General features: G+C 39.1%; 9 protein-coding genes and 1 tRNA gene. 4 read left to right on the forward strand and 6 right to left on the reverse strand.

All coding sequences use genetic code 11. The features are described 5' to 3' along the window. Nucleotides 1-7: 7 nt before the first annotated feature. The 6 genes from secD to queA form a co-directional block, all read right to left on the reverse strand. Complete coding sequence (gene secD / locus AOLE_RS02755; protein WP_013196834.1) at nt 8-1909, reverse strand: protein translocase subunit SecD; 1902 nt, start codon at nt 1907-1909, stop codon at nt 8-10. Between the two features lie 51 nt (nt 1910-1960). Further along, complete coding sequence (gene yajC, locus AOLE_RS02760) at nt 1961-2290, reverse strand: preprotein translocase subunit YajC (protein WP_003655131.1); 330 nt, start codon at nt 2288-2290, stop codon at nt 1961-1963. 97 nt (nt 2291-2387) lie between these two features. Continuing rightward, a complete protein-coding gene (gene tgt, locus AOLE_RS02765; RefSeq protein WP_004638765.1) occupies nt 2388-3521 on the reverse strand; it encodes a tRNA guanosine(34) transglycosylase Tgt in 1134 nt (377 codons plus the stop codon). Between the two features lie 153 nt (nt 3522-3674). Continuing rightward, on the reverse strand, nt 3675-4244 hold the full coding sequence (locus AOLE_RS02770) for a LemA family protein (protein ID WP_013196835.1): 570 nt from the start codon (nt 4242-4244) through the stop codon (nt 3675-3677). 82 nt (nt 4245-4326) lie between these two features. Then, complete coding sequence (locus tag AOLE_RS02775) at nt 4327-5355, reverse strand: hypothetical protein (protein WP_013196836.1); 1029 nt, start codon at nt 5353-5355, stop codon at nt 4327-4329. Between the two features lie 230 nt (nt 5356-5585). Then, a complete protein-coding gene (gene queA, locus AOLE_RS02780) occupies nt 5586-6623 on the reverse strand; it encodes a tRNA preQ1(34) S-adenosylmethionine ribosyltransferase-isomerase QueA (protein ID WP_013196837.1) in 1038 nt (345 codons plus the stop codon). 182 nt (nt 6624-6805) lie between these two features. Between queA and AOLE_RS02785 the strand changes: the two genes are divergently transcribed. The 4 genes from AOLE_RS02785 (at nt 6806) to glnE (ending at nt 12648) form a co-directional block, all read left to right on the forward strand. Beyond that, nucleotides 6806-6892: transfer RNA gene (locus AOLE_RS02785), tRNA-Leu, on the forward strand. A gap of 328 nt (nt 6893-7220) precedes the next feature. Continuing rightward, complete coding sequence (locus AOLE_RS02790; protein WP_013196838.1) at nt 7221-8237, forward strand: DUF2939 domain-containing protein; 1017 nt, start codon at nt 7221-7223, stop codon at nt 8235-8237. Between the two features lie 321 nt (nt 8238-8558). Further along, a complete protein-coding gene (locus AOLE_RS02795; RefSeq protein WP_013196839.1) occupies nt 8559-9830 on the forward strand; it encodes a sensor histidine kinase in 1272 nt (423 codons plus the stop codon). Between the two features lie 67 nt (nt 9831-9897). Beyond that, a complete protein-coding gene (glnE, locus tag AOLE_RS02800; protein WP_013196840.1) occupies nt 9898-12648 on the forward strand; it encodes a bifunctional [glutamate--ammonia ligase]-adenylyl-L-tyrosine phosphorylase/[glutamate--ammonia-ligase] adenylyltransferase in 2751 nt (916 codons plus the stop codon). Nucleotides 12649-12650 lie beyond the last annotated feature (2 nt).

The raw sequence follows: 12650 nt of genomic DNA on the forward strand, positions 1-12650 counted from the left end.
GATCTCCTTAAATGCTCAACTTTTTCAAGTTACGGCGTTTGCCATAAATGATTTGTACAATTGCGCGAGTCACTGTAATTGCAGTAAACATCGAACACACAATACCAATCATTAATGTTACGGCGAAACCTTTGATCGGGCCTGTACCAATTGCAAACAAAATGAAAGCAACGAGGAACGTGGTTAAGTTCGAGTCAAAAATGGTGTTATAAGCTCGATCATAACCGGCCACAATGGCCTGTTTGGGTGAGGCTCCCCAGAGCATTTCTTCTCGAATACGCTCACATATTAATACGTTCGCATCGACCGCCATACCAATGGTAATAACGATACCGGCAATACCTGGTAAGGTGAGGGAAGCTCCAATCCATGACATAACCGTTAAAATCATTGCCAAGTTAACAACAAGTGCAAAGTTAGCGATTAAACCGAATAGACGGAAGAAAACCACCATCCAGATTGCAACAAGCAAGAAGCCGATTTGAGTTGATAATACGCCTTTATCAATGTTTTCTTGACCAAGACTTGGACCAACCACACGTTCTTCAACAAAATACATTGGCGCAGCTAAAGCACCTGCACGTAGCATTAATGCAAGCTCTGATGCTTCTTGAGGAGAACTTAAACCGGTAATACGGAAAGTTGAACCTAAAACGGCTTGAACAGTTGCAGCATTAATGACTACAGATTCAGTGTATGGAGTACGAACTTCTGTTTGTGCACCAGTTTTAGGATCTGTGACATAAGTAATTTTTTGCTTATTTTCGATGAACAATACCGCCATGCGTTTACCAACAGCATTACGAGTTGCATCGGACATAAGCTTACCACCAGCACTGTCGAGGGTAATATTTACCTCGGCACCACCAGAGTCTTGGCTGAAGCCAGAACTTGCATTTTGAACACGCTCACCAGTCAAGATACGGTTACGTTGCAACAAAAGTTGACGACCGCTATCTAAAGACTCATAAGCAAAAACTTCTGTGCCCGGAGGTAAAGGTTGACCATTATATTTACCTGTATATGGGTCAATATATTGATCATTTGAGTCAGAAACTAAACGGAATTCGAGGTTTGCAGTACGACCTAAAACACGTTTAGCTTCAGCTGTATCTTGTACACCCGGTAATTCAACAACAATACGGTTGCTACCCTGACTTTGTACCAATGCTTCTGCAACACCAAGTTCGTTAATACGATTACGTAATGTTGTTAAGTTTTGGTTTACCGCATATGACTGGATTTCTTGGCGACGTACATCGGTATAAGTAAGCTTTAAAGTAGAACCTGTAGAGCTTGCTAATGCCTGTTGGGTATATTCATTCCCATTACGACGTAGAAAATCCATTGCTGCATCACGGTCAGCATTGTCAGCAAATTGAACAGTGATTACATTGTTTGTTAATGCAAGATTATTAAATTTGATCTTGTTTTCACGGAACTGACGACGCAAATCAGTGGCAGAGGTTTCCATACGTTGGGCAACGGCTTTGTCCATATCTACTTCAAGCAAGAAGTGGACACCACCACGTAAGTCCAAACCAAGTTTCATTGGTTTTGCCCCAATTTTTTGCAACCATTCCGGTGTGGTTGGTGCAAGGTTTAGGGCAACAACATATTGATCACCTAAGTCACGGCGTAATACTTCTTTTGCTTTCAACTGCGCTTCAGAAGAGCTGACACGCAAGAGGGCAGCATTATTTGTAAAAGTATTATCGTGACTTGCAATATTTGCTGTTTTTAAAATTTGCTCTGCTTTTTGCACCACACTTTGATCAATTTGGGTACCAGCTTTGGCACCGGAAATTTGAACGGCGGGCTCATCCGGATATAGACTAGGCAGTGCGTATAATGTACTGACTACCAGAACAACCAGAATCAGTAAATATTTCCATGCAGGGTAACGCATTCGCTTTCTTCTTAAATGAAAAAGTCGTGCTAAAGCACGACTGTTTTATGATTAAAGGTTATTTAGAGTGCCTTCAGGTAATACTGAAATTACGCTGGCACGCTGAATTTTTACTTCTACACCACGGCTAAGTTCAACAACTGCATAGTCACCTTCAATTTTGGTCACTTTGCCCATTAAACCACCAGCGAACACAACTTCACTACCTACACCTAAGCTTTCGATTAAAGAACGGTGCTCTTTAGCACGCTTTGCTTGAGGGCGCCAAATTAAGAAATAAAAGATTGCAACGAATACAACAATCATCAAGATGTTTGGCAAAATACCTGTAGTTGGGCCAGCTGCCGGTGCTGCATGTGCAGCAGAAATTAAAAAGCTCATTTTGATTTCCTAAAGTTAAAAATATGAGTCAGATACCTGACATAATCCTAATTCGTTTTGCAATTTACCTTGTCTTGAGGTTGAGCGCAAATCGGGCTTATTCATCAACCGGACATGGTGGAACTTCTAAACCACGACGGGCATAAAAGTCCTGAACAAATTCATCAAATGTGCCATTCTCTAATGCATCACGCATACCTTCAGTTAAACGTTGGTAATAACGTAAGTTATGAATGGTACCGAGCATAGACGCTAACATCTCTCCACATTTTTCAAGATGGAATAGATAAGCACGGGTAAAGTTCTTACAAGTGTAGCAATCGCAATGTGGATCGAGCGGGCTCTGGTCATGGCGATATTTACTATTACGAATACGTACCAGACCATCAGTGACAAAATAATGACCGTTTCGCGCATTACGGGTTGGCATTACACAGTCGAACATATCGACACCGCGGCGCACCGCTTCAACGATATCTTCCGGTTTACCAACGCCCATCAAGTAACGCGGTTTGTCTTGTGGCATTTTGCTTGGTAGATAATCTAAAACTTTGATCATCTCATCTTTAGGTTCACCTACAGATAAGCCGCCAATCGCATAACCATCAAAGCCAATTTCAAGAAGGCCATTTAAAGACTCGTCACGTAAGTCTTCATACATACCGCCTTGAATGATGCCAAATAACGCATTCTTATTTTTGAGTTCATCATGATGATGAGTTTTACAACGTTTTGCCCAGCGTAAAGAAAGCTGCAATGATTTTTGTGCTTCTTCATGCGTTGCAGGATATGGTGTACATTCATCAAAAATCATGACGATGTCAGAGTTCAATACCTGCTGAATTTCCATAGAAATTTCAGGCGATAAAAACACTTTTGAACCATCAATCGGTGAGCGGAAAGTAACACCTTCCTCTTTGATTTTGCGCATTGCGCCAAGACTAAAAACCTGGAAACCGCCAGAGTCAGTCAAAATTGGCTTATCCCATTTAATAAAGTTATGCAAACCGCCGTGTTCTTTAATCACTTCAAGACCCGGACGCAAATATAAATGGAAGGTATTTCCTAAAATAATTTGTGCCTGAATGTCTTCGATATCACGCGGTAGCATACCTTTGACTGTGCCGTAAGTCCCCACTGGCATAAAAACAGGTGTTTCAACAACACCATGCTCTAAAGTTAAACGACCACGACGGGCGCGCCCCGACTGACCTAATTTTTCAAACTTCATCTAAAAATCCTGAACACGAGCAGAGGCGAAGAAACAGTTCGCTGCTAAAAAGAGAGCTATTTTCCTTGATTCTGCGATGTAGTTCTACTACTAAATGTAGCTGGTTATAAAATAGATAAAATTTCCGACAGGTTAGGGCCTATTTTTTTCCTATTAAAAATTAGGTTTATAGCCAAAATTTTCATTAACAAGATTATCCTTAAAAGGGCGAATCGCTTTCTTAGATAAAGTTAATGTATTGATGAGATTGTTAGGGAATACTTCAATCTGGTTGTTGAACAGCTCGACATTACGGTTAAAGATACTAATCGCAGCACCTACATTTTCGTTTTGTTCCTGAATGTCGTCCATCATCTTGCTATAGAGTGAATCGGCTTTAAGCTCGGGGTAGTTTTCAACAACAACATTTAAGCTGTGAATTAGTTCTTTGCTCATTTTCTCGATTTGTTGGAGCTGAGAAATATCAGTGTTATTTACATTTAAATTAAGAATTTGTTGACGTAATTCAGTGACTTTTTCTAATGTCGATTTTTCAAAATGAGTATATTGATTAAGTGTTGTCTCAAGCGCCTCTAAAGTCTTTACCTTTTGACGTTCGAAATTGGCAACCTCAGACCAAGCACGTTTGGTCGCATTAAAATAACGTACGATGGTATTACGGATGTGAACGCCCCAGACGATCAGTACAACAAAAATCCCCAGGAAAATAAATAAACCAGTCATGGTCAGTTCCTTATTGTTATTCCCTCAGTGTACTTTTGACTTCTCATTTTTAATGAGACGACAATCAAGTCATACGAGAGATTTATTTAATTAAGTTCAACATTAATTGCTGAAATTTTTCATATTGCGGCATGGTCATAGTACGCAAGTGCCCACGCAATGCTGAAACATTATGAATTTCACTTTGCTTACTTGTGGTCTGAAAAAGATTTTGCTCACCCAGATAACACAAAATTTGTTCTTCGTGATGATAAATTAAATCGCCTTTAAAGTGCTGAAAAAAAACATTTAATTTTAAAGTTAAGCTCGGGCTGACTTCTTTGGCTAACTGGTGTTGATTAACCCCAAAAATATTAAGTTCTTGGTTAATTAAAATATCGCTACTTTGCCATTTACTGCTGTAGGGAGTAAAAAAACGAGAACGTTGATTGCTAACAGCAATACCCAAAGTTGGTATTTGAAATATAAAGGCGCCCCATAAATCTTTATGAAATTCTTTTATAATTTTTTTATCGCTATTTTGGTCTTGAATAATAGGGATTTCATTAACGTAATGATATTGAAACAGCAAGACTTGATGATCCGTTACTCCATCGTTCCATGTCGTCGAAGCAAAATGAGTAATTTCGTTAGACTCAGTCCCTCGGTTAAACAGAGGGAAATACTGTTTTAATTTACTCAGAACTAAAACTGGCTGAGCATGAATGGGAAGATAAGCGGGTAACTGCTGAAAATGTAAACTATAACGCAAAATCACCATACGCTGTTCTAGATAACGAATAACTTGCGTTAAAGGTTCTTGAGATTGATAGAGTAAATACGCCAGAAACCCTGTTAAAAAGGCGCCTAAAAAGCTCCAAATATATTGAATATGTGGATGAAGAAAATAGCCAAAACCTAATATTGTGATGCTGTAAATGGCGAGTAAATAGGGGAGGACATTAAAAAAGCGAAGGTTGTGATCTTCACGCCATGGATGTAAAGCATCTAAAAGATCTTGTGCTGAATGAGATTTTTGTCCAGCATCCCAAAGTCGAGCGATATTGCGAAAAACCTGTGTATTTTTTTTACGCCTTATATGAAGAGCTTCTTGTACAGTATCGATTGGCATGGAAGTAATGAGTTCATTATCATAAAGAGCTATTCCTAGATTATCTTTTAAATTGAAAGAGATAAATACTAAATATTTCTAAATTTGGAATTTATCTTTAAAAAATTAATGTCTGATTTCATCGCTAAATTTCTGCAATTCACACAGCTAAATCCATTATTTTTATTATAAAAATTTAAGCTGGGTTAAACCTTTCCATTAACCGATATGGTTTAACCCAGCCTTAGTCTTTAAACGTCTAATTTATCAACCAGCATTGCATCGCCATAACTAAAGAAACGATAGCGGCTTTTAACTGCATGTTCATAGGCAGCTAAAATGTTGTCTCGATTTGATAGCGCTGATACCAACATGAGCAGAGTAGACTCTGGCAAATGGAAGTTAGTAATTAAACGATCTACGATGCAGAACTCATAGCCCGGATAGATAAAGATTTGCGTGTCGCCAGTCCAAGCCGCGATTTTACCGCCATGAGCTTGTGCTGCACTTTCTAAAGCGCGTGTTGCGGTTGTACCTACGGCAATCACTTTATTGCCACGTGCTTTAGTCGCCAAAATTAAATCGATGGTTTCTTGAGGTACATCACACCATTCACTGTGCATGATATGGTTGGTAATGTCATCAGTACGAACAGGCATAAATGTGCCTGCACCGACATGTAAAGTCACAAAGGTTTTTTGAACATTTTTTTGTTCTAATTTTTCTAAAAGTGTTTCATCAAAATGCAAGCTTGCGGTAGGTGCTGCAACACTGGCAATTTTTTCTGGGTTATGGAAAACCGTTTGATAGCGTTCAGTGTCAATTTCTTCTGCTTCACGGTTAAAGTAAGGCGGAATAGGTAGCTGACCATATTGCTCAAGTACAGGCAAAATTGCCTGTGAAAACTCAACCACAAATAAATTTTCGTGACGGCCACGTACAATCACAGGAATGTTATCGGCACCGACATAAAGCTCGGCACCTGCTTTAGGCGAGTTGCTCGATTTAATATGACAATAGGCTGTGGTGTGGTTCAGCATGCGCTCAACCAAAATCTCGATAGCACCGCCTGTAGAACGTTTCCCTTTAAGTCGTGCTTTCATGACTTTGGTGTCATTGAGCACTAACAGATCACCTTCTTCGAACAGATCGATAATGTCTGTGAACATGTGATCGTGATATTTACCCTTTGAGTCTAGGTGCAACAATCGTGAAGCACTACGTGATTCAAGAGGATAACGGGCAATAAGTTCATCAGGTAATTCAAAGGAAAAGTCAGACAGTTGCATATTTAGAAAAAAACACCGCAAAAATTGGGCCTAGTATAAACTTTTTCGCTTTTTTATGGCTGTGCTTATGGCCTAAATCATGAAAAATGTTTAAATGATCTAAAAGTGAACGATAATATTCACTTAGGGTTTGACAAGTTTTACAAACGCGCTAATATACGCAACACAAACATACTTCCTCTCCCGAGGTGGTGAAATTGGTAGACGCGGCGGACTCAAAATCCGCTGTCAGAGATGACGTGTCGGTTCGAGTCCGACCCTCGGGACCATATTCGGAATCGTAAGATTCTACAAAAACCCCTAAGCTAACGGTTTAGGGGTTTTTTGTTGGGTTAAAATAACTGCCTATCAATTATAATTTTATCTTTTATTGTTAATTATTGATTTATAAAAATTTTAGATTTCTTATGAAATTTCATTTGGGAGACGATTTACGAAAAGAAGTGATGATCTATAATTTTTGTGAAATCAATAGATCTGTTCTTCATTCAAAGTCTTGAGCTGTAAATTTTGATTAGAATATAAAAGACAAGATAGGGTATACGATTTAGGTAGGACTACTTTTCTACTTATTATTTTACAATTAGAGGGTAAATTATGAATAAAAAAATGATCGGGGTAATCTTTGGTTTAATCATTTTGATTTTTGGATATTTATATGCTTCGCCTTATATCATCTTAAATAGTATTAAGAATGCATTGAAAGAGAATGATAGTGAAAAGGTTTCTGCTTATATTGACTATACAAGTGTACGCCAAAGTCTGAAAGATCAGATGAATGCTTATATGCTAAAAGAGATCACAACTAAAGAAGCAAATGGTTGGGAAGCTTTAGGTGCAATGATGGCTTCTACTTTGGCCGAAAAGATGGTCGATGCTGCAGTAACACCTGAAGGTATGACCTTGATGCTGCAAGGAAAGGATCTTAGAAAAAGTTTAACTGGTAATAGAGAAGATACGCCTAAAGAAAGAACAGATACCCCAAAGATAGAATACAGAACTCGGTATTTATCAATGAATATATTTGAAGTAACTTTTAAAAATAAAGAGAATGATTCGGATGTAAAAATCATTATGGAGCGTGATGGTTTAAGCTGGAAAATAAAAAAAATTGTTTTGCCCATGGATGAGATAAACCCTAAACAAAAACTAGAGCCAACAACGATTCCTACAGTAGAAAAAATACCAGAATCTGAAACTCCACCAATGATAGAACCAACGACAACGTTTAATTTCTCTGGGGTACAGAAGGGGGCAAAACTTGAATCTTGTTATCATGATCCATGTTCAATTGCTCGTGTTATGGAGTTTAAATTAATTAAGCAGACTCCCACTGAATCAAATATTGAGTTAACACTTGTGGGTGGTAGCCGAGGCTGGGATGCTAAACAAATAGAATGGAACCATGAAGCTCATAAAATCCAGATTCAATGCTCTATTACTAAGCCAACATTACAGATTGAAGATCAGGTAACAATCGTACCTTTAAATAATTCTGGTGTGCCTGGTGTATTATGGTCGGATGCCGAAACTTATATGCAAGCATGCCATAACTATACTGGGGATATGGATGCTGGCATTCAACAATATGGTTATAATGTACAAGATAGTTAAGTTATTAATAAAATAGTAATCTGAAAAAAGGCTAGTTTATTGGCCTTTTTTCATATAATACTTTTAATCGGCTTTTAAAAATTCTGAACTCGCATTTCTAACATCTTACAACTCTTTACCTTCAAACATTTGTTGTATTTTCCTCAAGCATACCCACTTTATGTATCTGAAAACCTTTAATTGAAACTTCACATTTCTATTTTGAAAAGAACGTTGCTCTTTTAATGTACTGTGTTAAAGTTTGTAGTAGATCATAATGATTATAAGTACATTTTTTAAGAGCGGTTCCGACCAAAAACGACAAAATCTGTGAGGCGGGCAATGACATTCCAGCGTTTAGAACTAAATCAGGTTGAGCAGTTAAGTGCTTGTAGGATATCTCTGTTACTTGGATTAAATGCCGAGCAGAACTACATCGAGCAATTTTTCCGGTTTAGTCTTCGTCTTTTGAATTGTAAAAAAGCCTTATTGACTTTTAATCAGGAACCTTACTTTTGGCATCGTTGCCCAGAGGGCATGACGGCAATCTCGTTTAAACCTTCGAAACATTTAAAACAGTGCTTTGCTAAACAACAGATCATTAATCACTCACATCCTTCATATCAAAACTTAATCAACTATTTAAAAGAACTAAACATCGAGTGCAGCAGGGCATTGGCCGTGCATCTTTTGCATCCTGATAAAACGTCTATGGGCTTTGCTGTCTTTTTTGATGATGATGCTGCAACATTTGAAGATGATGATATTCAATTGCTGCTCGATTACTGTTCTACTTTTATGCAGCAAGTCGAATTGAAGTTTAACTATGAAGAGTTAAACGAACTCTATGAACAACAAGTTGCGATTAACTCAAGTAAAACTAAATTTTTCTCGATTATTTCGCATGACTTACGAGCGCCGTTTCATGGGTTGCTCGGTTTTTCTGAAGTACTCGCCAAAGAGCGTGAAACTTTAGATGAGTCTAGTATTCAAAATATTGCAGATTATTTATATGACACCTCGCAATCGACTTATAACTTACTTGAAAGCTTACTAACATGGGCGATGGCAGAGGGTGGGCGTTTTGTTTATCACCCGATTAACTTTAAGCTTAGACAGGTTAGCAATATTGTTTGCGATGTACTGCACACTTTAGCTTTGAAGAAAAACATTGAATTGGTTAATGATGTTCCAGATGATTTAAATATCTATGCCGATATCAATATGATGACCTCTGTCATTCAAAACTTGGTGTCAAACGCGCTGAAATTTACCGATGTTGATGGATCTGGAAAAGTTTTTATTGAAGCAAGGCAAGCTGATAAAAATATAGAAATAACAGTTCGAGACACTGGTTTAGGCATGACCGAAAAACAAATGACAAATTTGTTCCATCCACGTATTACAGCCAGCTTTAAAGGAACCGCTGGTGAAAAAGGTGCGGGTTTAGGTTTAAGTCTTTGTAAGCGTTTTGTCGAAATTAATCAGGGTAAAATTGATGTCAGTTCAAAAGAAGGCGTAGGAACGACATTTACAGTTTTATTACCTTCTGCTCAAGAAAGTCATGAGGCTCATGCAGAGCATTACTCTTCAGCGGAAGCAAAATTAGTCTAATCCCTTTTCCTACCACTACTCGAACTGCTATAACTAAAAACAGAGTACGAGGAAAAGAGCTTTTTATATGAATGCGGAGCAGTTACAAAAAACATTGCGTGCGAGTCAGTACGCAGAACAAGTTTTAGGCTTGCATCAAGCTGTTTTAGAACAAGATTACCAACTAGATCAATTTACTGCACCGCTCTCGACCGAACAGATTTATCAATTTGTACAAACCACATTAGATGGAATTGGTGACGAAACATCTTGGATGCGTGGATTACGCATTTTACGAAGTCGTTTAATGTTCCGTTGGATTTGGCAAGATGCCAATCAGCTTACCGATGTTGTCACACTCACACGCGAACTTTCTGATTTTGCCGATGCAAGTATTTGTGCGGCAAAGGATTTTGCACGTGTAGCGCTTGTGGCGAAACATGGTGAACCTATGAGTTACTCTGGCAAAGTTCAAGATTTGATTGTCGTTGCCATGGGTAAACTTGGTGCGCAAGAGCTTAATCTGTCGAGTGATATTGATCTGATTTTTGCCTTCGATGAACAAGGTGAAACCAATGGTCGCAAATGTATTGATGTACAGCAGTTCTGTATTTTGTGGGGACAAAAACTCATTTATTTGCTTGAGCACATTACCGCAGATGGTTTTGTATTTCGAGTTGATATGCGCTTGCGTCCTTGGGGAGATGGCTCGGCACTAGCGATTAGTCATGCAGCTTTAGAAAAATATTTAAGTCAGCATGGTCGTGAGTGGGAACGCTATGCGTGGATTAAAGCGCGTGTTGTGACGGGCGGTAAAGAAGGACAAGACTTGTTGGAAATGACACGTCCTTTTGTGTTCCGCCGTTATGTCGACTACACCGCTTTTGCCGCTATGCGCGATATGAAAGCGATGATTGAGCGTGAAGTTTTACGTCGCCATATTGAGGATGATATTAAACTCGGAGCAGGCGGTATTCGCGAAATTGAATTTATTGTTCAGGTATTTCAGCTTATTTACGGCGGTTCGAAACGTGAGCTGCAAGACCGCCAGTGTTTAGTTAGCCTTGAGCACATTGGCGAAGCAGGTTTGTTAGAAAGACAAGCTGTTTTAGAACTTGAGGATGCTTACCTGTTTTTACGTCGTGTTGAACACGCAATTCAAGCCCTCAATGACCAACAAACTCAGCTATTGCCAGAAGAAGTAGACTTAAGACAACGCATTATAGATACCTTAGGTTTTACGAGTTGGGATGAATTTATTGATGTTCTTAACGAGAAACGTCAAAAAGTTAAAGTTCAATTTAAGCAGCTTATTGAAGATACTAGTTCAAATGCCGCAACTGAGAACTTTGGACAGTTAGAGCAGCAGTTAGATGAAGTGTTGGATGATAATGCGAAAAATTTGATTCATGAATTCTGGCATGGTCACGCACTCAAAAAATTACCTTCAAATGCTGTTCAGCGATTAAAGACATTCTGGCCTCATTTAATTGAAGTGATTTTACAGTCAGAACAACCTCAAACTGCACTTTTGCGCTTAATGCCGCTGATTGAATCAGTTATGCGCCGAACCGTGTACTTAGTGATGTTGATTGAAAGTAAAGGTGCATTGCAACGCTTAGTTAAAATGGCGACGGTAAGTCCGTGGATTTGTGAAGAGCTAACGCAATATCCAGTACTGCTTGATGAGTTTTTATCGATGGGCTTTGAGTTGCCAAAGCGTAAGGACTTAGAAGACTCATTACGTCAGCAATTGCTTCGCATTGAAATTGATCAAGTTGAAGATCAAATGCGGGCACTTCGACTGTTTAAAAAGAGCAATGTACTTACTGTTGCGGCAAGTGATGTATTAGCGGAAAGCCCGCTAATGAAAGTATCTGATGCATTAACCGATATTGCTGAAGTTAGTGTTAATGCAACACTTCATTTAGCTTATCAGACTGTAGCAAAGCGTCATGGTTATCCATGTGATGTCGATGGAAAACGCTGCTCACTCGATTATAAAGCTTTTGCTGTTATTGGTTATGGCAAAGTGGGTGGGATTGAGCTGGGCTATGGTTCTGACTTGGACCTTGTTTTTATTCATTATCTAGATGAGCAAGCCGATACGGATGGAACGAAGTCTATTACTGGCTTTGAGTTTGCTATGCGTGTCGCTCAAAAGTTTATGTCACTCATGACCACTCAAACCCTTGATGGCCGTGTCTATGAAATTGATACGCGGTTAAGACCTTCAGGTGAGGCCGGTTTATTGGTGACAAGTCTTAAGGCCTACGAACACTATCAGTTGAAAAGTGCATGGCTTTGGGAGCATCAAGCATTAGTACGTGCCCGCTCTATTGCAGGTGACGAGGTGCTTTGCCAGAAATTTGAAATATTTCGACGCGAGATATTGACTCAATCTAGAGATGAGGCTTATGTTCGTGAGGAAGTGTTGAAAATGCGTCAGAAAATGAAAGACCACCTAGGTTCGTCTTCTGAACAAAAAAAACATGGTATTTTTCATTTAAAACAGGACGCAGGTGGTATCGTCGATATCGAATTTATGGCACAGTATGCTGTACTTGCATGGAGCGGGACGAAACCCGATCTCGCCCATTATTCTGATAATGTAAGAATATTAGAAGATGCTGCTAAAGCAGACTGCTTATCCAGTGAAGATGCCACAGCATTAATTCGAGCCTATCTTAGTGAACGTGCCGAAAGCCACCGTTTAGCCCTTGCAAATCAATCCATGCAAGTCAGCGCAGCGGACTGGCGTAGTACCCGTGCGGTCGTTTGCAATTTATGGCAAAGATTAATAGACCCAACCGCCTCGGTTGAGTTGGATAGTGAATGATT

Origin of the sequence: Acinetobacter oleivorans DR1, assembly GCF_000196795.1 — a bacterium.
Lineage (GTDB): Bacteria > Pseudomonadota > Gammaproteobacteria > Pseudomonadales > Moraxellaceae > Acinetobacter > Acinetobacter oleivorans.

What these genes read in the sequence shown, in the direction of transcription:
- secD (WP_013196834.1), bottom strand. Translation starts at nt 1,909, where the DNA reads ATGCGTTACCCTGCATGGAAATATTTACTGATTCTGGTTGTTCTGGTA.
- yajC (WP_003655131.1), bottom strand. Translation starts at nt 2,290, where the DNA reads ATGAGCTTTTTAATTTCTGCTGCACATGCAGCACCGGCAGCTGGCCCA.
- tgt (WP_004638765.1), bottom strand. Translation starts at nt 3,521, where the DNA reads ATGAAGTTTGAAAAATTAGGTCAGTCGGGGCGCGCCCGTCGTGGTCGT.
- AOLE_RS02770 (WP_013196835.1), bottom strand. Translation starts at nt 4,244, where the DNA reads ATGACTGGTTTATTTATTTTCCTGGGGATTTTTGTTGTACTGATCGTC.
- AOLE_RS02775 (WP_013196836.1), bottom strand. Translation starts at nt 5,355, where the DNA reads ATGCCAATCGATACTGTACAAGAAGCTCTTCATATAAGGCGTAAAAAA.
- queA (WP_013196837.1), bottom strand. Translation starts at nt 6,623, where the DNA reads ATGCAACTGTCTGACTTTTCCTTTGAATTACCTGATGAACTTATTGCC.
- AOLE_RS02790 (WP_013196838.1), top strand. Translation starts at nt 7,221, where the DNA reads ATGAATAAAAAAATGATCGGGGTAATCTTTGGTTTAATCATTTTGATT.
- AOLE_RS02795 (WP_013196839.1), top strand. Translation starts at nt 8,559, where the DNA reads ATGACATTCCAGCGTTTAGAACTAAATCAGGTTGAGCAGTTAAGTGCT.
- glnE (WP_013196840.1), top strand. Translation starts at nt 9,898, where the DNA reads ATGAATGCGGAGCAGTTACAAAAAACATTGCGTGCGAGTCAGTACGCA.